The sequence below is a fragment of the Pseudomonas sp. DL genome, assembly GCF_047199225.1.
Classification (GTDB): domain Bacteria; phylum Pseudomonadota; class Gammaproteobacteria; order Pseudomonadales; family Pseudomonadaceae; genus Pseudomonas; species Pseudomonas aeruginosa.
Genome location: NZ_CP178323.1, coordinates 3,172,864 through 3,195,061 on the forward strand (window position 1 = coordinate 3,172,864; position 22,198 = coordinate 3,195,061).

29 protein-coding genes and 1 pseudogene are annotated in these 22,198 nt (G+C 66.9%); 12 read left to right on the forward strand and 18 right to left on the reverse strand.

Translation table 11 applies throughout. The features are described 5' to 3' along the window. Positions 1 to 113 precede the first annotated feature (113 nt). Genes hcnC through hcnA form a run of 3 tightly spaced genes read right to left on the reverse strand, consistent with a single transcriptional unit; the run spans position 114 to position 3,075 of the window. On the reverse strand, positions 114 to 1,367 hold the full coding sequence (gene hcnC / locus ACI766_RS14705) for a cyanide-forming glycine dehydrogenase subunit HcnC (protein ID WP_003113686.1): 1,254 nt from the start codon (positions 1,365 to 1,367) through the stop codon (positions 114 to 116). Positions 1,368 to 1,369: 2 nt separating this feature from the next. Beyond that, positions 1,370 to 2,764, reverse strand: coding sequence for a cyanide-forming glycine dehydrogenase subunit HcnB (gene hcnB, locus ACI766_RS14710; protein ID WP_087823902.1), 1,395 nt, complete (start codon positions 2,762 to 2,764; stop codon positions 1,370 to 1,372). Then, positions 2,761 to 3,075, reverse strand: a complete 315-nt coding sequence (gene hcnA, locus ACI766_RS14715) for a cyanide-forming glycine dehydrogenase subunit HcnA (protein WP_003113684.1) — start codon at positions 3,073 to 3,075, stop codon at positions 2,761 to 2,763. The genes hcnB and hcnA overlap by 4 nt, the downstream gene beginning before the upstream one ends. Before the next feature lie 197 nt (positions 3,076 to 3,272). Here hcnA and ACI766_RS14720 point away from each other — a divergent pair, with 197 nt between their 5' ends. Further along, on the forward strand, positions 3,273 to 3,539 hold the full coding sequence (locus ACI766_RS14720; RefSeq protein ID WP_003162802.1) for a hypothetical protein: 267 nt from the start codon (positions 3,273 to 3,275) through the stop codon (positions 3,537 to 3,539). On the opposite strand, the gene ACI766_RS14725 is transcribed toward ACI766_RS14720, so the two are convergent. Further along, positions 3,499 to 3,912 carry a CBS domain-containing protein gene (locus ACI766_RS14725; RefSeq protein ID WP_003089022.1) on the reverse strand — a complete coding sequence of 138 codons (414 nt, stop codon included), beginning with the start codon at positions 3,910 to 3,912 and terminating at the stop codon, positions 3,499 to 3,501. The two genes, ACI766_RS14720 and ACI766_RS14725, sit on opposite strands and share 41 nt — an antisense overlap. A gap of 228 nt (positions 3,913 to 4,140) precedes the next feature. Here ACI766_RS14725 and exoY point away from each other — a divergent pair, with 228 nt between their 5' ends. After that, positions 4,141 to 5,277, forward strand: a complete 1,137-nt coding sequence (gene exoY / locus ACI766_RS14730; protein WP_004343509.1) for a type III secretion system adenylate cyclase effector ExoY — start codon at positions 4,141 to 4,143, stop codon at positions 5,275 to 5,277. A 159-nt stretch (positions 5,278 to 5,436) separates the two neighbouring features. Here exoY and ACI766_RS14735 read toward each other — a convergent pair whose 3' ends face one another. Both ACI766_RS14735 and ACI766_RS14740 read right to left on the reverse strand, forming a co-directional pair. Next, positions 5,437 to 5,781 carry a general stress protein gene (locus ACI766_RS14735; RefSeq protein WP_003113680.1) on the reverse strand — a complete coding sequence of 115 codons (345 nt, stop codon included), beginning with the start codon at positions 5,779 to 5,781 and terminating at the stop codon, positions 5,437 to 5,439. 175 nt (positions 5,782 to 5,956) lie between these two features. Next, a complete protein-coding gene (locus tag ACI766_RS14740; protein ID WP_003113679.1) occupies positions 5,957 to 6,511 on the reverse strand; it encodes a ClpP family protease in 555 nt (184 codons plus the stop codon). A 259-nt stretch (positions 6,512 to 6,770) separates the two neighbouring features. On the opposite strand from ACI766_RS14740, the gene ACI766_RS14745 reads away from it, so the two are divergent. Then, complete coding sequence (locus ACI766_RS14745) at positions 6,771 to 7,937, forward strand: zinc-dependent alcohol dehydrogenase (protein ID WP_412828511.1); 1,167 nt, start codon at positions 6,771 to 6,773, stop codon at positions 7,935 to 7,937. 19 nt (positions 7,938 to 7,956) lie between these two features. Here the strand turns inward: ACI766_RS14745 and ACI766_RS14750 are convergent, their stop codons facing one another. From ACI766_RS14750 to ACI766_RS14760, 3 genes are all read right to left on the reverse strand, one after another. Next, complete coding sequence (locus tag ACI766_RS14750) at positions 7,957 to 8,382, reverse strand: low affinity iron permease family protein (protein ID WP_003116972.1); 426 nt, start codon at positions 8,380 to 8,382, stop codon at positions 7,957 to 7,959. Between the two features lie 104 nt (positions 8,383 to 8,486). After that, positions 8,487 to 8,657, reverse strand: coding sequence for a hypothetical protein (locus ACI766_RS14755; RefSeq protein WP_003113676.1), 171 nt, complete (start codon positions 8,655 to 8,657; stop codon positions 8,487 to 8,489). Positions 8,658 to 8,740: 83 nt separating this feature from the next. Beyond that, the gene (locus tag ACI766_RS14760; protein WP_003113675.1) at positions 8,741 to 9,625 is read right to left on the reverse strand and encodes a manganese catalase family protein; all 885 of its coding nucleotides are present in this window, start codon (positions 9,623 to 9,625) and stop codon (positions 8,741 to 8,743) included. Positions 9,626 to 9,878: 253 nt separating this feature from the next. On the opposite strand from ACI766_RS14760, the gene ACI766_RS14765 reads away from it, so the two are divergent. The 3 genes from ACI766_RS14765 (at position 9,879) to ACI766_RS14775 (ending at position 11,232) form a co-directional block, all read left to right on the forward strand. Then, positions 9,879 to 10,388, forward strand: a complete 510-nt coding sequence (locus ACI766_RS14765) for a ferritin-like domain-containing protein (protein WP_003113674.1) — start codon at positions 9,879 to 9,881, stop codon at positions 10,386 to 10,388. After that, the gene (locus ACI766_RS14770) at positions 10,385 to 10,669 is read left to right on the forward strand and encodes a DUF2061 domain-containing protein (protein ID WP_003115518.1); all 285 of its coding nucleotides are present in this window, start codon (positions 10,385 to 10,387) and stop codon (positions 10,667 to 10,669) included. Before ACI766_RS14765 ends, ACI766_RS14770 begins: the two co-directional genes overlap by 4 nt. Before the next feature lie 293 nt (positions 10,670 to 10,962). Continuing rightward, positions 10,963 to 11,232, forward strand: coding sequence for a hypothetical protein (locus tag ACI766_RS14775; protein WP_003116974.1), 270 nt, complete (start codon positions 10,963 to 10,965; stop codon positions 11,230 to 11,232). 10 nt (positions 11,233 to 11,242) lie between these two features. Here ACI766_RS14775 and ACI766_RS14780 read toward each other — a convergent pair. Together ACI766_RS14780 and ACI766_RS14785 are read right to left on the reverse strand one after the other, a co-directional pair. After that, positions 11,243 to 11,344, reverse strand: a pseudogene (locus tag ACI766_RS14780) (hypothetical protein); the annotation flags it as partial. Next, positions 11,334 to 12,467, reverse strand: coding sequence for a carboxylate-amine ligase (locus ACI766_RS14785; RefSeq protein ID WP_034012357.1), 1,134 nt, complete (start codon positions 12,465 to 12,467; stop codon positions 11,334 to 11,336). The pseudogene ACI766_RS14780 and the gene ACI766_RS14785, both read right to left, overlap by 11 nt. 185 nt (positions 12,468 to 12,652) lie before the next feature. Here ACI766_RS14785 and ACI766_RS14790 point away from each other — a divergent pair, with 185 nt between their 5' ends. After that, complete coding sequence (locus ACI766_RS14790; RefSeq protein ID WP_070142654.1) at positions 12,653 to 14,029, forward strand: iron-containing redox enzyme family protein; 1,377 nt, start codon at positions 12,653 to 12,655, stop codon at positions 14,027 to 14,029. Further along, complete coding sequence (locus ACI766_RS14795) at positions 14,013 to 14,963, forward strand: methyltransferase (RefSeq protein ID WP_009876385.1); 951 nt, start codon at positions 14,013 to 14,015, stop codon at positions 14,961 to 14,963. Before ACI766_RS14790 ends, ACI766_RS14795 begins: the two co-directional genes overlap by 17 nt. Here the strand turns inward: ACI766_RS14795 and ACI766_RS14800 are convergent. Continuing rightward, entirely contained in the window at positions 14,947 to 15,168 is a 222-nt protein-coding gene (locus tag ACI766_RS14800; RefSeq protein ID WP_009876384.1) for a hypothetical protein, read from the reverse strand. The two genes, ACI766_RS14795 and ACI766_RS14800, sit on opposite strands and share 17 nt — an antisense overlap. Before the next feature lie 161 nt (positions 15,169 to 15,329). Between ACI766_RS14800 and ACI766_RS14805 the strand changes: the two genes are divergently transcribed. Beyond that, positions 15,330 to 15,938: a Yip1 family protein gene (locus ACI766_RS14805; protein ID WP_003123473.1), complete on the forward strand. Its 609-nt coding sequence runs from the start codon at positions 15,330 to 15,332 to the stop codon at positions 15,936 to 15,938. A 3-nt stretch (positions 15,939 to 15,941) separates the two neighbouring features. On the opposite strand, the gene ACI766_RS14810 is transcribed toward ACI766_RS14805, so the two are convergent. Continuing rightward, entirely contained in the window at positions 15,942 to 17,894 is a 1,953-nt protein-coding gene (locus ACI766_RS14810; RefSeq protein ID WP_010794153.1) for a PAS domain-containing sensor histidine kinase, read from the reverse strand. 229 nt (positions 17,895 to 18,123) lie between these two features. Between ACI766_RS14810 and ACI766_RS14815 the strand changes: the two genes are divergently transcribed. From ACI766_RS14815 to ACI766_RS14825, 3 genes are all read left to right on the forward strand, one after another. Continuing rightward, a complete protein-coding gene (locus ACI766_RS14815) occupies positions 18,124 to 18,714 on the forward strand; it encodes an NAD-dependent epimerase (RefSeq protein WP_073652798.1) in 591 nt (196 codons plus the stop codon). A gap of 12 nt (positions 18,715 to 18,726) precedes the next feature. Beyond that, a complete protein-coding gene (locus ACI766_RS14820) occupies positions 18,727 to 19,074 on the forward strand; it encodes a hypothetical protein (protein WP_003088982.1) in 348 nt (115 codons plus the stop codon). Positions 19,075 to 19,357: 283 nt separating this feature from the next. After that, on the forward strand, positions 19,358 to 19,666 hold the full coding sequence (locus tag ACI766_RS14825; RefSeq protein WP_003144276.1) for a hypothetical protein: 309 nt from the start codon (positions 19,358 to 19,360) through the stop codon (positions 19,664 to 19,666). Between the two features lie 32 nt (positions 19,667 to 19,698). Here ACI766_RS14825 and ACI766_RS14830 read toward each other — a convergent pair whose 3' ends face one another. From ACI766_RS14830 to ACI766_RS14850, 5 genes are all read right to left on the reverse strand, one after another. Continuing rightward, positions 19,699 to 19,920 carry a hypothetical protein gene (locus ACI766_RS14830; RefSeq protein ID WP_003113664.1) on the reverse strand — a complete coding sequence of 74 codons (222 nt, stop codon included), beginning with the start codon at positions 19,918 to 19,920 and terminating at the stop codon, positions 19,699 to 19,701. A 55-nt stretch (positions 19,921 to 19,975) separates the two neighbouring features. After that, entirely contained in the window at positions 19,976 to 20,326 is a 351-nt protein-coding gene (locus ACI766_RS14835) for a DUF2892 domain-containing protein (protein ID WP_003088973.1), read from the reverse strand. Between the two features lie 26 nt (positions 20,327 to 20,352). Next, complete coding sequence (locus ACI766_RS14840; protein ID WP_017149011.1) at positions 20,353 to 21,429, reverse strand: peptidase M42; 1,077 nt, start codon at positions 21,427 to 21,429, stop codon at positions 20,353 to 20,355. 3 nt (positions 21,430 to 21,432) lie between these two features. Then, positions 21,433 to 21,903: a hemerythrin domain-containing protein gene (locus tag ACI766_RS14845; protein WP_003113663.1), complete on the reverse strand. Its 471-nt coding sequence runs from the start codon at positions 21,901 to 21,903 to the stop codon at positions 21,433 to 21,435. A 74-nt stretch (positions 21,904 to 21,977) separates the two neighbouring features. Further along, the gene (locus ACI766_RS14850; protein ID WP_087823901.1) at positions 21,978 to 22,187 is read right to left on the reverse strand and encodes a PLD nuclease N-terminal domain-containing protein; all 210 of its coding nucleotides are present in this window, start codon (positions 22,185 to 22,187) and stop codon (positions 21,978 to 21,980) included. Positions 22,188 to 22,198: the final 11 nt, after the last annotated feature.

The following is a 22,198-nucleotide window of genomic DNA, read 5'->3' on the forward strand; positions in this document are numbered from 1 at the left end:
TAATTCGAAGCCATGAGTATAGCGCCGACGGCAACTGCGCCGCTGTCGGGAACCGTGCGGAACGGACGCCGGTCCGGCGCCCGCCCCGCTCCGCGGATTTACCCCTCGCGGACCTAGCAGGCCGCGACCGCCACGGCGGCAGGCTCCGGCTGGAAGCGCGCGGCGAGGAACGGCGCGATGTCCAGCGGCAGCGTCTCTTCGTGGACCAGCCGGTCGAGCAGCACCCCGGTGATCGCCGACGTGAGGATGCCGGTGCGGAAATGCCCGCAGGCATTCAGGTAGCCCTCCACTTCAGCCACCGGACCGAGAATCGGCAGTTCGTCCGGCGAGCCCGGGCGCAGGCCGGCCCAGGTGCGCTTGAGGTTGACCTGTTGCAGCTCCGGCACGCAACGCACCGCGCCCTGCACCAGGCCGGCGATTTCCGGGAAGGTGTTGCTGACGTCGAAGCCCTTGTCCTCGGTGGTGCTGCCGATCAGGATCTCGCCATTGTCCTTCTGCGCCATGTAGCAGTCGCTGGTGGTCAGGCAACCGTTCAGCAGTCGTGGCATGCGCTCGGTGAGGACGATCTGGCCCTTCACCGGCTTCACCGGGATGCGCCGGCCGGTGGCCATTTCGCTGAGTTCCGCGGCCCAGGCGCCGGCGGCGTTGATCAGGGTCCGGCAATGCAGCACCCCGGCATTGTCCGTGCGCACCCCGCTGATCCGCCGGCCCTGGCGCAGCACGCCGGTGACGTTGGTTCCCGGCAACAGCTCGACGCCGTTCTGGCGCGCCGCCTCCAGGTAGGCGTCGGCCAGGCGGAACGGGCTGACCTGGTGGTCGCAGAGGAATTCCAGCGCGCCGTGGGCCGCGTGGCTGACCGCCGGCTCGGCACGACGCAGTTCCTCGCGGTCCAGCCAGCGCACCTGCTCGGCCAGATGCGGGATCTGCGCCACGATGTGCTCGGCGTACTGGCGATCCTCGTCGTCCTGGATCACGTATTTCAGCCCGGTGCGCTCGAACTTGAAGTCCATCCCGTGGCGTTCGATCAGTTCTCGGTGCAGTTCCGGGTACAGCGCGTTGGATTGCAGGGCGAGGTCGAAGAACGCCGGCGGCAGGATGTGCGGCGTGCTCGCGTCCACCGCCACCGCCGCGCCCTGGGCCTCGCGCCGGTTGCGGGAGGACATCATGCGGAAGAAGATCACCCCGCAGCCCAGTCCCACCGATTCGCCGATGGCCCAGAGGCCGCCGGCCGAGGCGCGGGTGGCGTTGCCCGGTCGCTTGTCGTCGACCACGGCGATGCGCAGGTTGCCGCGCCTGGACAGTTGGTAGGCGCAGGACGCGCCGATCACGCCGCCGCCGGCAATCACGATGTCATAGGTTCTGTTCATGTTCAGGCTTTCGTACCGAGGTTCTGGAATGCGGAAAACGGGATCGGATCGATCGGGAAACGCGGCCGCAGCCAGCCGACGTCATGGCGTCCGGTGGCGCGGCGCAGGCGATCGCTGCAGTAGCCGATGCACATCCGCCCCTGGCAGTCGCCCATGCCGGCGCGGGTGCGCATCTTCAGCCCGGCGATGTCCTGCACGCCCTGTTCGAGCGCGCGCTCGATGTCGCCACGGGTGACCTGTTCGCAGCGGCAGATCACCGTATCGGCCCGCGCCAGTTCGACCTGGCGGGCGCCGCGCTGGGTGTAGCGCTCGACCCCGGCGCGGAAGCGCTTGATCGCCTCCAGGCGGGCGAGATGGGATTCTCGGCGTTCGATGGCCTCGGCGGGCGCGATGGCCTCGCGTTGCAGGAGGATCGACAAGGCCGCGATGCGCCCGCCGATCATCGCCGCCTCGCCGCCGCGGATACCCGCCATGTCGCCGGCCAGGTGGATGTGCGGTTGGCTGCTCTGCTGCCAGACGTTGCATTCCGCGCGCAGGTATCCGTCGTCGCTGAAGCCGTGCTCCAGACCCAACTGCTGGCTGAGCTGGGTGCGCGGGATGAAGCCATAGCCGACCGCCAGGGTGCTGGCCTTCACCGGTCGCGCGTTTTCCAGGTCGGGCCGCCACTCTTCGTCGTAGGGCGCTACCGTCACTTCCGTCAGTTCCCCCTCGCCGCTGGCCTCCACCACGCCCCAGCCATAGTGCAGCGGAATGCCGTTGAGCTTGAGATAGCCGAGCATGCTCAGGCCGTCGAGGAACAGTTGCGGCTTGTTCAGCAGCGCCAGGCTTTCCCTGGCCATGCGGCCGAACGCGCAGGCCTCGTAGACCCCGGCGACACGTACCCCGGCCGCATGCAGCTGGCAGGCCACCAGTGGCAGCAGCGGGCCGCTGCCGGCGATCAGGGTATCGCCCAGGGGCTTCACCACGCCGCTCTTGATCTGCAATTGCAGGCCGCCGAGGAGCATCACCCCGGGCAGGGTCCAGCCGGGAAACGGCACGCTGCGCTCATGGCAGCCGGTGGCCAGGAGCAGGTGCGAATACTCCACCTCGTGCAGCTGTTCCGCCTCGTCGAGGACCATCAGGCGCTGGCCGTCGCCACCGACCACGCGGCTGTTCAGGCGCAGGTCGATGTGCCCGGCGCAGGCGGAGAAATCGCGCCGCAGTTTTTCCAGCATCCGGGTGTAGCGCGCGCCGAGATAGGCCGGATCGACGCCGGCCCGCAAGGGGCCGCGATAGACCACCCCGCCGGGACGCGAGGCCTCGTCGAAGAGGACGCAGGGGACCCCGCGCCTGGCCAGCTCGATGGCTGCGGCCATGCCGGCCGAGCCGCCGCCGACGATCACCGGGCGCAGGTTCATGGCCGTTCCTCCTGGTCGAAGCGGTTGCTTTCGGTTTCCACCCGCATGCCCGGCCGGACGACGGTCTGGCAGGCGCGGCGCTTGGGCCGGCCGTCGATGGCGACCAGGCAGCAGTGGCATACGCCCATGCCGCAGAAGGCGCCGCTGGCCTGGCCATGGTCGTTGCGCGCGAGCCGGCGCAGGCCCACGGCATTGAGCACGTTGAGCACGGTCTCACCGGCAGCCGCCGCGACGGGCTGGCCATTGAGGTGGATGGTCATGTCTGCCCGCGAGAGGGGCTGGATATCGTGTTGACGTTCAAGAAGGTGCATTGCCCTTTCATCCGTGAGAGAGAGTCGGGAGCCGGCGACACTAGGAGTCGGGCCGGGCGCGGACATTGATCCATGACAGGTGGGTATCTTCCCCTGCCAATTCTGGTAGGTGGGGTGCAGGCGTTCGCGCGGAAAAGTCGAACCCGCGCCTAACCCAGGGTGCCAAGCAGCAAAGCCGGCTCACCCGTGGAGGCCCCATGCTGCAATCCTTCCAGCCGCCCTGGTGGAAACGCGCGGTGATCTACCAGGTCTACCCGCGTTCGTTCACCGACAGCGACGGCGACCTGCCCGGCCTGGTCGCGCGCCCGGACCACCTGCGCCGCCTTGGCGGCGACGCCCTCTGGCCGTCACCGGTGTATCGCTCGCCCGACCCCGGCGCTGCCGCCGCAGATCGCCACCACCCGTCGTTCCGTCATGTCCGACTCAGTGCGCGCGGGCCACGCCGCGCAAGAGGTTGGCGCTGAGCTTGTCGGCGTTGCAGGTCGCGATGTTGGCCAGCGAGACGATGCCTACCAGGCGCTTGTTGCGATCCATTACCGGCAAGCGGCGCTTCTCCAGTTGCGCCATGTTCTTCGCCACATGGTCCACTTCCTCGTCCTCGAAGCAGTAGCGCAGTTCACCGCTCATCACCTCGCGCACCGGGCGGTCGGCTCCGAGTCCATCGGCGAGGCCGCGCACCGCCAGGTCGCGGTCGGTGACCACGCCGGTCAGGCGCTCGCCCTCGTTGACCAGCAAGGCGCCGATATCGGCTTGGCGCATCAGCAGCGCCGCCTCGCCGAGGGTGGTCTGGGGGGTGACGGTACGTACTTCGCGACTCATGATTTCCCGGACTTTCATCGTTCTGTCTCCTTCTTCCGGCGCGCCGTTTTCGGCGCGGCTCTCCCTGCTTGTGAATCGCCCGCATGTGGGGAGTTCGAAGTTTCTTCCCGGCGTCGCCGTCATCTACCTAGCGCTCGCGCGGGCAGCGTGCGGAAAACAAAAAATTTGCCCGCGTTTTCTGATATCTCGCCGCTGCCCGGATTCTTATTCTCGACTCCTTCTTTGGCATATGCGGGAAAACGAACCATGCGTATCGACGGTCATCGTCAGGTGGTTTCTAACGCAACGGCACAGCCCGGACCGCTACTGCGCCCTGCGGATATGCAGGCACGGGCTCTACAGGACCTGTTCGATGCGCAGGGGGTGGGGGTTCCCGTCGAACATGCCTTGCGCATGCAGGCGGTGGCCAGGCAGACGAATACCGTCTTTGGCATTCGCCCGGTTGAAAGAATCGTCACCACGCTGATCGAAGAGGGTTTCCCGACCAAGGGCTTCTCGGTGAAGGGGAAAAGCTCGAACTGGGGTCCGCAGGCGGGGTTCATCTGTGTCGACCAGCATCTCAGCAAGCGGGAAGACCGCGACACGGCGGAAATACGCAAGCTGAACCTGGCTGTGGCGAAGGGAATGGATGGCGGAGCCTATACCCAGACCGACCTGCGGATCTCTCGGCAACGCCTTGCGGAGCTGGTGCGGAATTTCGGCCTGGTGGCAGACGGTCTCGGGCCGGTTCGCCTCCTGACCGCGCAGGGCCCCAGCGGCAAACGCTATGAGTTCGAGGCCCGCCAGGAGCCGGACGGTCTCTACAGGATCAGCCGCCTGGGGCGGTCGGAAGCGGTGCAGGTACTGGCCAGCCCGGCTTGCGGGCTGGCGATGACCGCCGATTATGACCTCTTCCTGGTAGCGCCCTCGATCGAGGCGCATGGCAGTGGTGGTCTCGATGCAAGAAGGAATACCGCGGTCAGATACACCCCCCTCGGTGCAAAGGATCCCCTGAGCGAGGACGGATTCTATGGCAGGGAGGATATGGCCAGGGGAAACATCACTCCGCGCACGCGGCAACTGGTGGACGCCCTCAATGACTGCCTGGGCCGGGGGGAGCACAGGGAGATGTTTCACCACAGCGACGATGCGGGCAACCCAGGCTCCCATATGGGTGACAACTTCCCGGCCACCTTCTACCTTCCCCGGGCCATGGAGCATCGGCTCGGAGAAGAGTCCGTTCGCTTCGACGAGGTCTGCGTGGTGGCGGATCGGAAGAGCTTTTCCTTGCTGGTCGAGTGCATCAAGGGCAACGGCTATCACTTCACCGCCCATCCCGACTGGAATGTGCCGCTGCGGCCCAGCTTCCAGGAGGCGCTCGACTTTTTCCAACGTAAGGTCTGATGCGCGAAGGTCGTTGGCAAAGCCCGCTTTCAGCGGCATGGGCATCCTGCCGCCTGTTCGAACGGGACTTTCCGAAGCCCCGGACCGGCTCTCTTCGGCCGATGTGAAAACGGCGCATCCCGTTGGGGATGCGCCGTACGCTTCAGCGGTTCGGCACGGTCAGGACGAGCGTCCGCCGCCGTGGCTGTGCTGGCCACCCTTGCGTCCTGCCTCGGAGGCCTTTTCCCGATCGTTGGCGAAGTTCCCGCCGCTCTGCTGGCCGCCCTTGCGGCCCGCCTCGGCGGCTCTTTCCGGGTCATTGGCGAAATTGCCTCCGCTCTGCTGGCCACCCTTGCGCCCGGCTTCGGCGGCGCGCTGCGGGTCATTGGCGAAGTTGCCGCCGCTGGCCTGGCCACCCTTGTGGCCGATCTCCTGGTAGAACTCCTTGCCGTGGCTCCTGGAGGTAGCTGCGCCGCCTTTCTGCCCGGCTTCGCTGGTGCTCATGCCTTGTCGTTTGTCGGTCATGCTCGTGTCCTCCTCTCGAGGGTTGAAAGGGATGCGGCGTTTTTCGCCGCGTGCACTTACTCCGAAGGCTTGCGCGATGGATCGTTCAAACTCTTTGCGGGCGCCCTGGGACGAAAAAATCATTAGCCGATCCAAGGCCTTCCGCTTGCCGGAATATGCTGGGCGGCGCGGGAAACTAAGAATGGATACTCCACTGGCAGGCGGCAGCGGGTATAGGCGAATCGTCCACCGTATGGATCAGTCCGCAAGCCAGGGCGTCTTCCGGACCAAGGATGCGCGGATAGGCCATCAGGTAGCGCGGGATGTCCAGGCGTTCCGGCGCATCACGGGTGTTCTCGGCGACGATCCGGGCGTAAAGCTCCAGGTCGTAGTCGAGGCTCATCGCATATTCCGCCATCCGCGCATGGTCCACCGCGCCATGCAGGGTCCAGTGGAAAGGATGGAACAGGAACTTGCTGTGGGCACTGGCGCTGCGTCGCTCGCCGGCGAGGAACAGGATGTTGCCCATCGACTCGACGGTACCCAGGTTGTGGGTATGTATCGGCACCGGCAGCGCGCGCAGGAAGTTGTACAGGGTAAAGCCGTAGCTGCATTCCCCGCCCATGGTGGCGATGTTGATCCGCAACTCCTCGGCCTCCTGTTGCAGGACCTTGGCGCAAGTGTTGATCAGATTGCCGCAGGTGGACGAATTGATCGGCCCGGTGAAATGGATGATGTGCTGCTTGGACATGCTCGCCTCTCTTTCCGTATCGGTTCCTCGACGGTCTGCACGGGTTTCCCTACAGAGGATTGCCGTACGTCCGCCGTGAGCCATCGTCGCGACGAATGGCACCCAGGGAGCGAGGGCCTGCGTTCCTCGCCGGCCTCCACGACTCAACGTGGTGCAGTGGCCTCCGGGGGCCGGTATCGAGCGCCACCCATCCCGCCGAATGAACTCCGGTGCTGCTGCGCACGCCCCACCTGCACGACCCACAGCCAGGAGCAATGCCATGCGCGCCCTCACCTTCCACGGCAGCCACGATGTCCGTATCGATCGGGTTGCCGAACCGCGCCTGCAGGAACCCGACGACCTGCTGCTTCGCGTGACCGCCACCGCCATCTGCGGCTCCGACCTGCATCTCTACCGGGGCAAGATCCCGATGGTCGAGCAGGGCGACATCCTCGGCCACGAGTTCATGGGCGTCGTCGAGGAAGTCGGCTCGGCCGTGACCGCGGTGCGTCCGGGCGACCGGGTGGTGGTGCCCTTCGTCATCGCCTGCGGCGAGTGCTTCTTCTGCCGCCTGAACCTGCACGCCGCCTGCGAGACCACCAACCCGGGGCGCGGCGCGATCCTCAACAAGAAGCAGATTCCGCCGGGCGCGGCGCTCTATGGCTACAGCCACCTGTACGGCGGCGTGCCGGGTGGCCAGGCCGAATACGTTCGGGTGCCCAAGGCCAACAGCGGGCCTTTCGTGATTCCCGACGTAATGGAAGACGAACGCGTGCTGTTCCTCAGCGACATCCTCCCCACCGGCTACCAGGCGGTGCGCAATGCCGGCGTCCGCCAGGGCAGTAGCGTGGCGATCTACGGCGCCGGCCCGCTCGGCCTGATGGCCGCCACCTGCGCGCGGATGTTGGGCGCCGAGCGGATCTTCATCGTCGACCACCATCCCTACCGGCTGGACTTCGCCGCGCGCTCCTACGGTGCGATTCCCATCGACTTCGACCAGGAGGACGATCCCGCCGCGGCGATCATCGAGCGCACCGACGGGCACCGCGGCGTCGACGCGGTGATCGACGCGGTGGGCTTCGAGGCCAAGGGCAGCGTCACCGAAACCGTGCTCACCGCGCTCAAGCTCGAAGCCAGCAGCGGCAAGGCACTACGCCAGTGCATCGCGGCTGTCCGGCGGGGTGGCACAGTGAGCGTGCCGGGCGTGTATGCCGGCTTCATCCATGGCTTCCTGTTCGGCGATGCCTTCGACAAGGGCTTGACCTTCAAGATGGGCCAGACCCATGTACAGGCACTGCTGCCGGCCTTGCTCGAACACATCGGCAACGGCGACCTGCATCCCGAGGCGATCATCAGCCACCGCCTGCGTCTGGACGACGCACCGGAGGGCTACGCCCTGTTCGACGAAAAACGCGAGGATTGCCGCAAGGTCGTCCTGCGCCCATGAGCCATCGCGGCGCGGCGGTTCAGTCGGCGCGCCGTCGCTCCTCGCCGCATCCGCACTGGCGCTCTTCCTCGGCGGCGACGCTTTCCGGCGTCTCGCCGTCCTGCTCGCCCATGTGCTGGTAGCGCTGACGCAGTTCGCGAAGGGTATCGGCGTCCAGGTCGTCCAGACCGAGCAGCGCATTGTGGGCACGTCGGGTGCTGCGCAACAGTTCGTCGATCTTGATATGCAGCGCGTCGGTATCGCGGTTCTGGGTGTTCTGGATGAGGAAGACCATGAGGAAGGTGACAATGGTGGTCGAGGTATTGATCACCAGTTGCCAGGTATCGTTGAAGTCGAAGAACGGCCCGCTGATCGCCCACAACAGGATCAATCCGAGGGCAACGACGAAGGTTGGCGGGCGGCCGGCCCAGTTGGACAGGCGTTGGGCGAAACGGGAAAAACTCATGGCGGCGGACTCCCTGCTGCATTCTCCCTACTGATGACCGCCCGCCCCGCCGGGCTTTCCAACGACCGGACGAAATGACCGGCGCCCTGCGGGCGCCGGCGACTTCAGGCGGGACGACGGGCTTCGCCGGGGCCCGCTACGTCGGGATCGTCCGGGGCGAATTCCGGTTGCGCCTCGCTCGCCTGGTCGCGCTTGCCCCGCTCGGGACGTAGCGTCGGCGAGGCGGGGCTCAGCGGGGTGTTTTCTGTCTCGGGTGTTTCGCGCTTGGCGGTCATCTCGAGGCTCCTCTGCCGTGCCTCCACGCTAAGGTGCCGGGCGTGGAGGCCGGGACTCGCCCGCCGACGTCGGGCATCCGCGCTCAAGGCGCTTTGTCGGCAGCCGCGCCAGCGCCCAGGTCCGCACCTGTCAGCGGATCGGTCATGGGGTCGGAGCGGGTGCGGTCTGCCATTCGCTGCAACACCTCCTGCTCAGTCTCGGACAGGTTCACGCTGGCCGTGCCGTCGCCTCCATCCAGGGCCGGCTGTGGCGCCTCCACGTATTCCCAGCCATCACCCTCGTTCCAGGAACCGCGCGTGTCGCCCTCGCCGCGCGACATGTTCAGGTAACGCCGGGCGAACTCCGGCATCCCTTGCAGCTTGCCTTGCGGGAAGTTCGGCTGGATCGAGTGCAGGGCCTTTTCGAAGGAAAGCTGGTGCGCCAGCTCGCGGGTCATGAGGAAGGTCAGCGCATCCTTGATGCCGGGATCGTCGGTGAGGTTGATCAGTCGTTCGTAAACGATCTTCGCACGCGCCTCGGCGGCGATGTTGGAACGCAGGTCCGCGGTCGGCTCGCCGATGGTATCGATGTAGGCCGCGCTCCAGGGTACGCCACCGGAGTTCACCAGGGCGGGCCCGCCGCCGTAAAGCAGCGAGGTGATATGCGAGTCGTTGCCGCCTCCGGTCAACGAACGGTACAGCTCGGCCTCCTCCTCCACCGCTTCGGCCAGACGCCCCTTGGCGCCCTTGTTGAGCATGCCGACGATCGAACCGATGATTTCCAGGTGGCTGAGTTCCTCGGTGGCGATGTCCATCAGCAGGTCCTTGCGACCGGGATCGCACTCGCCGAGGCCCTGGGTGAAATAGCGCATGGCGGCGGCCAGCTCGCCCTGCGGCCCGCCGAACTGCTCCAGCAGCAGGTTGGCCAGGCCAGGATCGGGCGCGGCGACCCTGACGGTGTACTGCAGTCGCTTGTCATGTACGAACATGGTTCGTTCCTCTGTGGGTTCGTGGACCTTCCCTCCGACGGACATTCGAACAACGGCTATTCGAAGCGGCGCTTTCATCCTGCGCACGGAAGCTCGGAATCCCGCAGCGGGCGATGGTTCAGAACTTTTCCCCAACGCGTCTCGCCTGGCGCAACGGCGCCGCTGCGCTGACTGCTACCGGTCGGAAAAGAAACTGAACGCTGCGCCCGGCGGCCACCTCTGAGCAGACACATACACACCGAGGAGAACCGCGATGACGAGCAAACAGGAAAACCTGCTGGACTGGCTGCGCGATGCCCACGCCATGGAGCAACAGGCCGAGCAGATGCTGAAAGCGCAAGCCGCGCGGCTGGAACACTATCCGCAACTGAAGACGCGGATCGAACAGCACATCGAGGAAACCCATGGCCAGCAGCGTCTGCTCGAGGAGTGTCTGAAGCGCCTGGACAGCAGTCCGTCGACGCTGAAGGACATCGGCGCCAAGCTGATGGCCTTCGGCCAGGCGGTGGCTGGCATGACAGTCAGCGACGAAGTGGTCAAGGGCGCCATGAGCGGCTATGTGTTCGAAAACATGGAGATCGCCGCCTACACCGTGCTGATCGCCGCCGCCCGCGAGGTCGGCGACGCCGAAACCCTTGCCGCGCTGGAACGCATCCTGCCCCAGGAACAAGCCATGGCGGACTGGTTGCGCGACCATCTGCCGGAACTCACCCAGGCCTTCCTTGCCCGCGACTCTCAGCCGGACACCGAGGCTAAGCGATGAACCCAAGGGTGATCGGGGCGTGCTGCGGGCGATCGGACCCGCAGGCGCCCCTGCTCAAGACCCTGACTTTCGCCATACTGCACTTCAGCATCGCCTTCGGCGTGGCCTACACGCTGACCGGCTCGGTGCTGACCGGCGGCCTGATCGCGCTGATCGAACCCAGTTGCAACACCGTGGCGTTCTATTTCCACGAGCGTGTCTGGCAGCGCTTCGGCGCCCGGCCGCGCCGGGAGAGCGGACACGGCCACGGCAATCTGGTGCCGTCGGAACGCCGCGACTGAGCCGGCGCGCTTCGAGGGCGACGAAAGCCGCCACCGGGTGCAGCAAGCCGGTGGTTCGAGGAGCGACGAGGGTCTCGCGTGTCCGTAGGCGCGTCTCCTTGGAAAGAAGATTTCCTGGCCTCACCCGCGTTTCGGCAATTGCGTCGAAATCGTCGGTTCGCGATGGAGAAAGCGAGGCCTTTGCCGTTTCGTTTCGCCTGCCTGGAAGAGGCGCCCGTCGATCGTTGCATGTTTCGCTCGCGGGTATCGTCGCGGCTAAGGTCAGAGTAACGATCCACCCTGGAGTATCAGCCATGACTACGCCCCGCATGATTGCCAACAGTTTCCGAAATTACCTGGCTGGCTACGACTGCCTGGTTTCCATCAGCGATACCCATGAAGTCACCTTGCAATTCAGCAGCCATGTCAATCCGCAAGAAAACATCACCATTCCAGGAGTCGCCCTCGATCTCCTGGCCAGTGACGAGGCGGTACGCCGGATGAGCGAAGTCCTTCACGACGAGTTCGCCCTGCTCCTCGCCGGTGCCCGCCGTACGCCGCGGATCGGGCGCGCCTGTTCCTGACCGGCCCGGCTCAGTGATAGCCGGCATCGGCGCTCTTGCCGCGAAATACGTAGTAGCTGCAGGCGGTGTAGCCGAGGATGAAGGGAATGATGAACGGCGCGCTAGCCGGCCAAGGCCGGCTGGAGATTTTCCTCCAGCAGCTCCTCCACCAGCCGGCGCAGTGCCGGATGGCGCTCCTGGCCCGCTTCGCGCAACCTCCGGTAACGCCGCAACTGGCGGGCGGCGGAGGTCTCTTCGAGTAACCCGCAGGCATGCTGGTAGGCCCATTCGTTGCCCTGGCGGGCCTGCGGCCGGCACTGTCGCCAGGCCATTTCCAGCCAGTCCCCGGCACCTACGCAGCGGCCATCGACGAGATAGCGGCCGGCGCAGCCGTAACGCAGCGCCTGCCAGTAGTTTTCCTCCAGGCAGGCGTCGCGCGCGACCGGCAACGCATGCGGGCCCGCGCCCAGCGCTTCGCCCACCAGCGCCCTGAACAGCCCGGCCAGGCTCAGCGCGTCGGCCAGGCGCGGGCAGGCGTCGCAGATACGCAGCTCCAGGGTCGGCACATGGGATGACGGCCGGATCATCCACCAGACCTGGCCATCCTCGCGGATGCAGCCGGTCTCGCGCAGCAGCGCCAGGTGGCGGCGATAGGCGTCCTCGTCGGGCAAGGCAGGAGGAATGTTCATCCTCGGCCACTCTCCGCAGAGTGCCCGTCGATAGCTCGCCAGGCCGCTGCGCCGGCCGCCGCGGAACGGCGAGGATGCGCTCAACGCCAGCAGCAGCGGCAGCCACGGCAACACGCGCTGGAGCACAGCCATGCGGTCGTGGCTCGGCGGTATCTCCACATGCACGTGCAGGCCGCAGACCAGGCTGCGCCGGGCCACCCGCCCCTGGTCCTCGAACAGGCGGGCGAAGTGCGCCGCCGGGTTGCTTCGCGCCCGCCGCCAGTCGGCGAAGGGGTGGGTGCCGACGCAGAGCGAGCGCAGGCCGAATTCCATGGCCAGATGCGCCAGGCGTTGCCGGGCCTGACCGTGGAAGCGCGCGGCCTCGGCCAGGGTGGAGAACACCGGGCTGGCCACCTCGACCTGGCATTCGAACATCTCCTCGGCGAAATGCTCGCCGAGCGTGTCACGGCAGGCCGCGACGAATCCGGCGGGGGCGGAGCGGACGATGTCCAGGTCGGAGGCATCGAGCAGGAAGAATTCTTCCTCGATGCCGAAGCGAAGGCCGCTGGCGGCCAGGTCGTGGGTCATCGGCGCAGCTCCCGGGGATTGTCTCGGGAAGACGCCGGAGTGCCGTCGAGGTTCGTTTTTTCCGCCGTGAGGTTCCCCGGCGCGCCGCCGATCCTGCCAGTGAAACCTTTTTCCCCTGGTGTCACTCGCACCCATATGTGTGGTCGCCCCGGCCGCCCCCGCAAACCCACGACAAGGAACGCGACATGAGCCTGTCTTCGCCCCTCCCTGCCTCCAGTGCAAGCCCTTCGCCCAGGGTCCGCGACCTGTACCACGCCCTGCTCGACGAGCCCCGCGAGCACCTCGAAGCCGCCGGCGAGTTCCTCGACCAGCAATTGAGCCTGGCCGCCACCCATGACGACGACCTGCCGGAGGACCCCGCCGATTGGCCGGCCTGGCTCGACGCCGGGGCCCGGCGCACCGCCGAGGCGCATGCCGAATACCTCCGGGCACGTCGGCGCGGCGAAGGGCGACGCTACTTCCAGGTTCCCTCCCAGGCGATGCACTTCATTCGCAGCGTGGCCCCGACCAAGCTGGTCGACGGCGCCTGGCTCTATGGGCTGTTGCCGCATCATGGCGAGGAACGCCTGCGGCCGCTGCTGGAGACCTTCCTCGAAGAACTCGGCGACGGCGTCCCGGCACGCAACCACGTCCTGCTCTACCGGCGCCTGCTGGCCAGCATCGGCAGCGAGGAAGTCGAAGGCCTCAGCGACCTCCACTACCTGCAGGGCACCCAGCAACTCGCCCTCGGCCACCTCGCCGCGGACTACCTGCCCGAAGTGATCGGCTACAACCTCGGCTACGAGCAACCGCCGCTGCACCTGTTGATCACCACTCAGGAGCTGCGCGAGCTGGGCTTCGACCCCTACTACTTCCAGTTGCACGTGACCATCGACAACGCCGCCAGCGGGCATGCGCGCAAGGCCCTGCGCGCGCTCTACGACAACCTGCCGCAGCTTGGCGGGCGCGCGGCCTTCCTCGAACGGGTGAGGAACGGCTACCGCCTGAACGAGGTCGGCCTGAGCACTACGCAGGTAATCGACGGCTTCGATCTCGAGGAAGAATTGCTGGCCATGTTCGAGCGCAAGCGCCCCTACGCCGCCGGGATGCATTCGGATCGTTGCCGGATCGGCGGGCGCACGGTGAACCAGTGGCTGGCGGTGCCCGGGCGGTTCCCGGCGTTTCTCGCCTGCCTGGAGGAAGAGGGCTGGATCCGGCGTCATGCCGATCCGCGCGGCAGCCGCTTCTGGAACCTGATCGAGGGCGACCGGGCGGCAATGTTCGGAGTCTTCACTCCCTACGAGCAGCAGTTGCTGTACGACTGGATCGCTGGCGACTGGCAAGCACCCGCTCCGGCGGACAGGGACCCGCTTGCACCGCTGGCGGAGCCGGCGACGGCGGGCGGAGACGTGGACGCCGAGCAGGTCGCGCTGCGGCGCGAGCTGCTGCGGCTATCCTCCGAGCAGGGCGTGGCACGCCTTCTCGAACTGATGGCCCCGCACCTCCACCACGGGCCCGCCGGTCTCCTTGCCACGCGGATGTTCAGCCAGCGCTGGAGGGCCGCCCATGCCCAGCCTGAATGATCCGCGCCTGGACGTCCTGGTCAGCCTCGGCAACTGGTTGCGAGGCCAGGACTACCGTTTCGTCACCGTCACCCCGGCTACCCATGAGCGCGTCAACGCCCGCCCGGAAAACCGCATGGCCCGGGACCTGGCCGGCATCTTCGGCTGGAGCCGGGCATTCGCCGGGGAAAGCCTGCCGGCCGACTGGCTGACCCTTCTTGCCGGCGCCGACCTGATCCGCCGCGAGGCGGACGGCTGGCGCAGCCAGGTGCGCGTCTCCAGCCTCGGCGAGCAACTGTTCGTCCATTCGGCCTTCCCTACCCTGGCCGCCGACGCGGTGTTCTTCGGCCCCGACACCTACCGCTTCGACCGGCTGATCCGCAGCCACCTGGCATCGTCCGATCCGGCACGCATCCGCCGTGCGGCGGATATCGGCTGCGGCGCCGGCCCCGGCGCGATCCGCATCGCCATGGCCTGCCCGGACGCCGAAGTACACGGGCTGGATATCAATCCGGCGGCGCTCGACCTGGCGCGGGTCAACGCGGCGCTGGCGGGGGTCGGTAACCTGACCCTGGCGCGTAGCGACCTGCTGAGCCAGGCGCCCGGTCGCTTCGACCTGATCGTGGCCAACCCGCCCTATCTCCTGGATGCCTCGGAGCGCGCCTACCGGCATGGTGGCGGGATGCTCGGCGCCGGGCTCTCGCTGGCAATCGTCGATGCCGCCCTCGAGCGCCTGGAAGCCGGCGGCAGCCTGCTGTTGTATACCGGGGTGGCGATGGTCGAAGGCGGCGATCCGTTCCTCGCCCGCATCCGCGAACGCCTGGCGTCTCGGGAGTGGGACTGGGACTACCAGGAACTGGACCCGGACGTGTTCGCCGAAGAGTTGGACAGCCCCGCCTACCGCGAAGCCGAGCGGATCGCCGTGGTCGGCCTGCGGGTCACTCGTCCCGCCTGAGGCGCTCCAGGCCTTCCACCAGATCCTCGTTCAGGCGCTGCCAGCGCTCGGCCACCTCGGCCTCAGCCGGAATCACCGCGAGGACCTCGCCATCCACCCACTCCCAGGGCAGGCACAGGCGTTCCGCCTCGGCCCGGCTGGCGGCGCGCACGGTGCGGGCGAAACGCCGCCAGCCGCGCATGTGCTGGATTTCGTAGGTGGTCATGGGCTCCTCCGGAAGACAGGGACGTTTGTCTTTCGGCGCTCCCCGCGTCTTCCGGTTCAAGGCCCTGGATGGGCGGTCGCGGACCGCCCGGCACGCCACCTGAACCCCCTCGCGCCGGGCCGGTCCAGACTCCTGAACGCCACAGAAAAGAGGTGCCCGTCATGACCCGCGAAATGGCTCGGCTACTGATCAGTCCCTCCAATGCCTGGCCTCGTCTGCGCCAGGACTACGACCATCACCCTTTCGCCTTCCTCGTTCCGCTGTTGCTATTGCCGCTGCTGCCGGCGGCCTGCCTGTTCATCGGCACTACCCAGGTCGGCTGGTCGCTGCCGGGCAACGACAGCGTGCAACACCTCTCCAGCGGCAGCGCCCTGCTGCTGGCGACGATGTGTTACCTGGGCTTCGTCGCCGGCGTGGTGATCATGGGCTTCTTCGTACGCTGGGTGCTGTTCCGCACGCCGTCGCGCCCCAGCGTACCGGGCAGCCTGACCTTCACCACGGCGATCGCCGTGCCCTTGATGCTCGCCGGGATCGTCGCCCTGGTGCCCTGGCGGATCCTCCTGCTGCTGGCCGCGGCGGCTGCCTGCGCCTACTCGGTACGCCTGCTGTTCACCGGCCTGCCGCTGTTCATGCGCATGCAGGAGCGGCAGACATTGTTCTACGCCTTCTGCATCCTCGGCGTCGGCTTCCTGACCCTGCTGACCACCGCCTTCATCTTCATCGAGTTCTGGGGGCAAAGCCTGGCCGGCAGCGGCGAGTACCTGCGCTGAGGCTCAGCCGGCCTTCAGCGTGCCGGTCAGGAACAGGTACAACTCTTCCTGGCCGAACGGCTTGGCCAGCTTGGGCAACTGTGCCGCCGCGCCTTCGATCTTTTCCGCGAAGCCGGTGGCCAGGGCCATTTTCAGCGGCCGGCCCTGGGCCATGACCCGCTCCACCAACTGGCTGCCGTTCATCCGTGGCATCGCCTGGTCGGTCAGGAGGATGTCCAGCTCCGGCGTCGCCGTGAGAATCTCCAGGGCCAGGCTGCCGGAGTCGGCCTTGAGTACCGAGCAACCGAGGTCCTCCAGCATCGCCGCGGTGTTGTTCAACACCAGCGGGTCGTCGTCCACCACCAGTACTCGACAGGACAAGCGCACCCGCTCGCTTTCGCTGGGCGCCTGCGGCGTCGCGCCATTGCCCGTACGGGCGCTTTCCGGGGTTCGCGGGACGGCGGGTATCCAGATGTTCGCGGTGGTGCCGACGCCCGGCTGGCTCTCCAGGGTGAGCCGGCCGCCGAGCTGCTCGGCGAGGCCGTCGACGATCGACAGGCCCAGCCCGGTGCCACGCCCAATTCCCTTGGTGGTGTAGAAGGGTTCCACCGCACGGCGCAGGGTTTCCTCGTCCATGCCGCTGCCGGTGTCGCTGATGCTCAGGCAGATATAGTTGCCCGGTGCGAGGCGATGGGGATTGTCCGCCGGCACCCGCTGGTTGCTCGCGGAAAAGACGATGCGCCCGCCGTTGGGCATGGCGTCGCGGGCGTTGGTGGCAAGGTTGATGATGGACAGTTCGAGCTGGTTGGCGTCGGTCAGGCCGAGGTCGAGATCCAGGGGAAAGCGCGTCTCGATCGATACGCTCGGTCCCAGGGAATGGATCAGCAGGTCGGTCATCCCGCGCAACAGGTCGGGGATCGCGCAGGGCTGTGGATCGAGACGTTGCTTGCGGGCGAAGGAAAGCATCCGCTGGGTCAGGTTGGCGCCGCGCTGGGCGGCCTCCAGGGCGTTCTGCAAGAGGTCGGCGGTGCGCTGGTCGCCGGGCAGGCGTTTCTTCAGCAGCCCGAGGCTGCCGATGATTACCGTCAGCAGGTTGTTGAAGTCGTGGGCCACGCCGCCGGTCAGGTGCCCCAGGGACTCCATCTTCTGGGCCTGGAACAGCTCCTGGCGGGCCCGTTCCAGTTCGCGTTCGGCTTCGATCCGGTGGGTGATGTCACGGGTTACCTTGGCGAAGCCGATCAGCCGGCCATCGCTGTCGCGGATCGGATCGATCACCACGTTGGCCCAGAAGCGACTGCCGTCCTTGCGCACCCGCCAGCCTTCCTTCTCGAAACGCCCTTCGCGTTCGGCGGCGGCCAGGCCGCGGGCCGGCTCGCCGGCCTCGCGGTCTTCGGGGGTGTAGAAGCAGGAGAAGTGCCGGCCGATCACCTCTTCCGGCAGGTAGCCCTTGATCCGCTGGGCGCCGAGGTTCCAGTTGGTGATCCGCCCGCGGTGGTCGAGCATGTAGATGGCGTAGTCGGTAACGCTCTGCACCAGCAGGCGGAACTGCTCCTGGCTGCGCCGCAGCGCCTCCTTGGCTGCGCGCCCTTCGCTGAGGTCGTGGATCAGCTGGGCGAAGCCGAGCAACTGGCCCTGGCTGTCGCGGATGGCGTCGATCACCACCTGCGCCCAGAAGCGCTTGCCGTTGCTGCGCACCCGCCAGCCCTCGGTCTCGAAGCGGCCCTCGGCATCCGCCTGGCGCAGCGCCTGTTGCGGAACGCCGGCGTCGCGGTCCTTGCGGGTGTGAAAGCAGGCGTAGTCGCGGCCGAGGATCTCGCTCGCGTCGTGGCCGAACAGGCGCGCCGCGCCGGCGCTCCAGCTGGCGATACGGCCAGCGCTGTCCAGGGTGTGGATCGCGTAGTCGTCGACCGCTTCGTCGAGCAGGCGGTTGCGCGTGGCCTGGTTCAAGGGGACTTTCGGTTTTCTTGTGGTTTTCATGGACGTGTTCACTCGTCGGCTGCTCGACCCGGGCTGCAAGGCACACCCAGCAAGGTAGTACGAAGAACGTCTTCCGGCCGCTCGCTGGCTCGCCCCAGGAACTTGGCCGACCTTTCGGAAGACCCCGGCGCGGCCGGCGAATTCCATTCGCCGGAACCTTGTCCGGAGTATGGCTTTCGATATGCAGGTAGGGACATCTCCTTTCCACCGCACCGACCCCGGAGTTCCCATGCGCAATCTGGAAACCGCAACCCTGAAGCTGGGGATATTCCATCCCCACGACAGCCTGAGCCAGGCGCTGATCGCCGCCGCCTTGCAGCGACAGATCGAAGTCAGCGCCTTGCAAGCCGATCTCAACAGCCTGCAGGCGCGCCCCGGGCTGCGCTGCAAGCCAGCCAGCCTGGCGTCGTCGATCGAGGTCAGCCAGGCGGCTGCCGGTCTCGACCTGCTGTTCGCGCCGTTGTCCGACTACACCGCCGAAGCCTTGCCGCCGATCTGCGCCGCGCTGATCGATGGCGCCCTGCGCGCCGAGGTACCGCGCCTGTTCCTGCTTGGCCATTGGCAATGGCTGGTGGCGCCGCGCGATGCCGGCGAGGAGCAACTGGGTGCCGGGCTCGAGCGCAGCCTCACGGTCAGCGGCCTGGACTGGACGCTGGTGGAGGTCCCGAGCCTGCCCGCCGGCCTGCGCATCGACGATTTCAGCCGCGCCGGCGACGTCGCGGAAGTGGAGGCCGCCAGGGTGTTCGCCTGCGCCGAAGCGCTGCTCGACGAAGTCCGTCTCGGCCTGCACAAGCGCCAGTGCCTGCGCCTGGCGCCCTGAGGAGAACCCGCCATGTCCGGACCCGATACCCTCAGCCAGGCCTTCGGCACCCTGCTGCTGGCCCTGGCCTTCAGCGCCTTCATCGTTTTCGTTCGCGGCTACCGCCCGGGCGGGGTCAGCGGCGCCTGGTACGACCTGGTGCTCGCCTTCGTCGCGGTATGGCTGGCGTTCTGGCCCGAAGCCGGCGTACTCGCACGCTCGCCGAGCCTGGCCAATGCCCTGGGGTTGGTCTTGCAGGTCGGCGCTACCCTGCTCGGCTGCCTGCTCGGTTACGGGGTGGCAAGGGGATTGCGGCGGGCGATGCGGGAAACCCGGCAAAAAAGATCGGCTTCTTCGCCAACGAGCCGGCGAGGTTCCTAGAGGAAATATCGAGAAAATCCATATAACCATATGGGCGAAAAGTTCTCTCGAATGCCCATAAGGAGCGCCGAACGGGCTTTTCGCCCGTCATGATCGCACTCCGACATGAGCGTTCTGCACGACTTCTTGCATTCTGCATCCCGCGCCTCATGCGGGATACAGCTTATCCCGCAGATTCTGGATGTGGCCGGTATTTCATCGGCGCGGCGCCTATAGTTATCCCTACCGTTGTACGTATCGACGGTTTCTCTCTGATTCAGGCTAATCCCGCTCCAGGGACGGAGTGGATCTTTTTCTTGCGCTTCGCGAACTGGGGAGACCTGACCAGATGAACCTTTCCTACCTGTACCTGAAGAAGATCCTCGAGGAGGAACTGCGCGACCACGACTGCCAGTGCCAACTGAACCCCGACTTCACGGTGACCATCAGTTGCCGCGTCGACGGCCCCCACGGCGCGCTCTACATCGTGCCCAACAGCGACTTCCTGAAGAGCAGCAGCTTCAGCGACCTCAGCGCCTTCATCCTCAACCTGCGCGAGGAAATCAGGCGCTTCGGCGAGTTCGAGGCGGAACTCCAGACCGGCACCGGCTGAGCCCCTCCCCCCTTCTTTTTCCCCTCCCGCCGTCAGGGCTGCTGGTAGTGTCCCGGCGTGGTGCCCGGCTCATGGGTACGCTCCACCTTGCTGACCTGGATATCGCTGATCGCCTCGGCGTCGTGCGGTCGATGCAGTGCCTCCAAGTGGCGGCGGGCCTCTTCGCGGCTGAGGGTATCCGCCTCGCTGTGCAATTCGCAGGTCATCGGCTGGTCGTCGAGGATGTAGCTGATCAGGAACAGATGGCTGGCCATCGTCTCGCCCTCCTCTCTTCGATGGGCCCTGCGCCAGGCGCAGGGCCCATGGCTATCACGGCAGGTTCGGCGGCAGTTCGGCGTCCAGCGCAGCGTCCTGCCGCGAGTCGTCGCGCTGGCGCTCCTGCAGGCGCTGCAGGCGGCGGGTCAGGTGCTGCACCTCTTCGCGCAGCAACTGCAACTCTTCCCGCGGTTCATTGAGCAGGCCCTTGACATGGCAATGCCCACTCAACCCGCGGCTGACCAGCAGGCCGCCGGCGACCGCCTTGCAGGCGCCTGGCAAGCCACCGCGGGCCAGGCCGAAGCCGGCCAGGACCAGTCCGGCGCCGATGGAAGCGAGTCGCTCGCCGCGCTGCAGGTTGTGCGGCAGGCCATTGGCCGTCGAAGTCGGCAGGTATTCGTTCATGGAATTCTCCTTGCTTCGGTTATCGGTCAGGCTTCGTCGTCCGGCGGTTGCACGAGGAACTCGACCAGCGTCCGCCGGCAAGCCTCGATGCCCTCTTCCAGGACGATCTCGAAACCGTGGGTGTTCTCGGTCGGAATGCCGATGCAGCCGACCTGCGCGGCCTCGCCGTGGCTCAGCAGCGCGCTGGCGTCCGAGGCGAAGTCCACCAGCAGCGCCGCCTGCGGCTGGTACTGGCAGCGTTCGGCGGCGCGCAACAGGCGGTCGGTGACATGGCGGCTGTAATAACCCTTGGAGTCGCCGCTGTTGACGATCGGGTCGCGGCACAGCCGGGTGCCGTATTCGGCTACCGTTGGGCCGACTTCCACCGCGATGCTGATGTCGCCCGGCAGTCGGCGCGCGGTGAACAGCGCGCCGGCGTTACTCTCCTCCTCCATGGTGGTGAGCACCAGGTAGAGGTCGCCGTGCAACTCATCGCGGCGCCGGGCGATCTCGCGAGCCACGCCGAGCACGGCGAGCAGCGGTACGCGGTCGTCGAGGAAGTGCGCGGCGACGCAATCCTGGAAGTACAACGGGCGCCGCCACAGACGGTTGAGCACCACGCGGGTACCCGGTCGCACGCCCAGGTTCGCCAGCTCCTCGGCGCTGCGCCGGGTGACCACGTGTACGTCGCGCCAGTGCACCGCGCCCGAGAGCACGTCGGAGCCCTGCGGCGACTCGCCGGTAGCATGCATGCTGCCGTAGGACAGCACGCCGTCGAGTACCGCCTCGCCGGCCAGGATCTGTACCGGACAGACGCCGAAGCTCACCGGCTGAGCGCCGCCGAGCGCCACTACGCGCAGGGTACCGTCGGCCTCGACGCGCTTGACGATCATGGCGATCTCGTCGAGGTGCGCGAGCAGCCGCACCGCGGCCCGCCGCGCCTGCTCGCGCGGCAGGTGCGGCGGGCTGATGCGCGCGACCAGGTTGCCGGCGGCATCGCTGCCGACCTCGTCGCAACAGCCCTCGAGTTCCCGCTGGCAGATGGCCCTGACCTCGTCTTCCTGGCCACCGGGGCCACGTGCCAGCAGGAGTTCCTCGAGCAAGGCGCGGTCTTCTTCGCGCATGCCTCAGGCCGCCCGTTTTTCCAGGCGCGCTTTCAGCTCTTTCTTGTGCTGCTGCATGGCCTGGCCGAGTTGCTTGAGGGCGGCGGCGTCGAGCAATTGCCGGGCGCGTGGGAATAGTTCGCCCTCTTCCTCCTCGATGTGGTGTTCGAGGAGTTCCTTGAGCACCTTGACCCGGCCGGCGAACTGCACGGTATCCGGGCGGGTGCGCTTGAGGTCGGGAAGGACCAGGGAATCCACCGTGCGGTGTTCCTCCTTGGCCTCGTAGTACATTTTCAGCTCTTCCTTGCCGCCGCTTTCCCTGATCGCCGGATAGAAGATGTCTTCCTCGATGGCGGTGTGCAGCACCAGTTCCAGCTCCAGCCTGCCCAGCAGCTCGCTGCGCTTCTTCAGCGCCCGTTCGGTGGTCTCGCTGAGTTCGTTGAGCAGTTTCTTCACGGTCTCGTGGTCATGGACCAGCAATTCGATGGCGTTCATGGTCGCTCCTCATCGGTTTGTTATCCGAGTGCTCCGGCACTCTCTCTGGCTGAGCGCGCGTTCCTCCGCCGAGTTCAGTCGCGAGGACGGGCGGTCGCCGCACGCGGGCCGGCGACCGCCCAGATCAGCACGCCGAGCACCGGCAGCACCGCGATCAGCAACGACCACAGGGCTTTCGAATTCACGCTGCGATCGCTGCGGAACACGCTGACGAAGGCCCACAGGTCGTAGAAACCCACCAGCGTGGCCAGGCCGATGAGCAGGAAAGACAGGGACTGGCTCATGGCGCGCTCCT

Bases quoted from the DNA above. Each gene is read 5' to 3' on its own strand.
- ACI766_RS14785 (WP_034012357.1), bottom strand. From the start codon at position 12,467: ATGACCCACGACCTGGCCGCCAGCGGCCTTCGCTTCGGCATCGAGGAA.
- ACI766_RS14810 (WP_010794153.1), bottom strand. From the start codon at position 17,894: ATGAAAACCACAAGAAAACCGAAAGTCCCCTTGAACCAGGCCACGCGC.
- ACI766_RS14765 (WP_003113674.1), top strand. From the start codon at position 9,879: ATGACGAGCAAACAGGAAAACCTGCTGGACTGGCTGCGCGATGCCCAC.
- ACI766_RS14830 (WP_003113664.1), bottom strand. From the start codon at position 19,920: ATGGCCAGCCATCTGTTCCTGATCAGCTACATCCTCGACGACCAGCCG.
- ACI766_RS14725 (WP_003089022.1), bottom strand. From the start codon at position 3,912: ATGAAAGTCCGGGAAATCATGAGTCGCGAAGTACGTACCGTCACCCCC.
- hcnA (WP_003113684.1), bottom strand. From the start codon at position 3,075: ATGCACCTTCTTGAACGTCAACACGATATCCAGCCCCTCTCGCGGGCA.
- ACI766_RS14745 (WP_412828511.1), top strand. From the start codon at position 6,771: ATGCGCGCCCTCACCTTCCACGGCAGCCACGATGTCCGTATCGATCGG.
- ACI766_RS14735 (WP_003113680.1), bottom strand. From the start codon at position 5,781: ATGACCGACAAACGACAAGGCATGAGCACCAGCGAAGCCGGGCAGAAA.
- ACI766_RS14795 (WP_009876385.1), top strand. From the start codon at position 14,013: ATGCCCAGCCTGAATGATCCGCGCCTGGACGTCCTGGTCAGCCTCGGC.
- ACI766_RS14815 (WP_073652798.1), top strand. From the start codon at position 18,124: ATGCGCAATCTGGAAACCGCAACCCTGAAGCTGGGGATATTCCATCCC.
- ACI766_RS14845 (WP_003113663.1), bottom strand. From the start codon at position 21,903: ATGAACGCCATCGAATTGCTGGTCCATGACCACGAGACCGTGAAGAAA.
- ACI766_RS14850 (WP_087823901.1), bottom strand. From the start codon at position 22,187: ATGAGCCAGTCCCTGTCTTTCCTGCTCATCGGCCTGGCCACGCTGGTG.
- ACI766_RS14805 (WP_003123473.1), top strand. From the start codon at position 15,330: ATGACCCGCGAAATGGCTCGGCTACTGATCAGTCCCTCCAATGCCTGG.
- ACI766_RS14720 (WP_003162802.1), top strand. From the start codon at position 3,273: ATGCTGCAATCCTTCCAGCCGCCCTGGTGGAAACGCGCGGTGATCTAC.
- ACI766_RS14750 (WP_003116972.1), bottom strand. From the start codon at position 8,382: ATGAGTTTTTCCCGTTTCGCCCAACGCCTGTCCAACTGGGCCGGCCGC.
- ACI766_RS14800 (WP_009876384.1), bottom strand. From the start codon at position 15,168: ATGACCACCTACGAAATCCAGCACATGCGCGGCTGGCGGCGTTTCGCC.
- hcnC (WP_003113686.1), bottom strand. From the start codon at position 1,367: ATGAACAGAACCTATGACATCGTGATTGCCGGCGGCGGCGTGATCGGC.
- exoY (WP_004343509.1), top strand. From the start codon at position 4,141: ATGCGTATCGACGGTCATCGTCAGGTGGTTTCTAACGCAACGGCACAG.
- ACI766_RS14835 (WP_003088973.1), bottom strand. From the start codon at position 20,326: ATGAACGAATACCTGCCGACTTCGACGGCCAATGGCCTGCCGCACAAC.
- ACI766_RS14755 (WP_003113676.1), bottom strand. From the start codon at position 8,657: ATGACCGCCAAGCGCGAAACACCCGAGACAGAAAACACCCCGCTGAGC.
- ACI766_RS14740 (WP_003113679.1), bottom strand. From the start codon at position 6,511: ATGTCCAAGCAGCACATCATCCATTTCACCGGGCCGATCAATTCGTCC.
- ACI766_RS14775 (WP_003116974.1), top strand. From the start codon at position 10,963: ATGACTACGCCCCGCATGATTGCCAACAGTTTCCGAAATTACCTGGCT.
- hcnB (WP_087823902.1), bottom strand. From the start codon at position 2,764: ATGAACCTGCGCCCGGTGATCGTCGGCGGCGGCTCGGCCGGCATGGCC.
- ACI766_RS14790 (WP_070142654.1), top strand. From the start codon at position 12,653: ATGAGCCTGTCTTCGCCCCTCCCTGCCTCCAGTGCAAGCCCTTCGCCC.
- ACI766_RS14840 (WP_017149011.1), bottom strand. From the start codon at position 21,429: ATGCGCGAAGAAGACCGCGCCTTGCTCGAGGAACTCCTGCTGGCACGT.
- ACI766_RS14770 (WP_003115518.1), top strand. From the start codon at position 10,385: ATGAACCCAAGGGTGATCGGGGCGTGCTGCGGGCGATCGGACCCGCAG.
- ACI766_RS14820 (WP_003088982.1), top strand. From the start codon at position 18,727: ATGTCCGGACCCGATACCCTCAGCCAGGCCTTCGGCACCCTGCTGCTG.
- ACI766_RS14760 (WP_003113675.1), bottom strand. From the start codon at position 9,625: ATGTTCGTACATGACAAGCGACTGCAGTACACCGTCAGGGTCGCCGCG.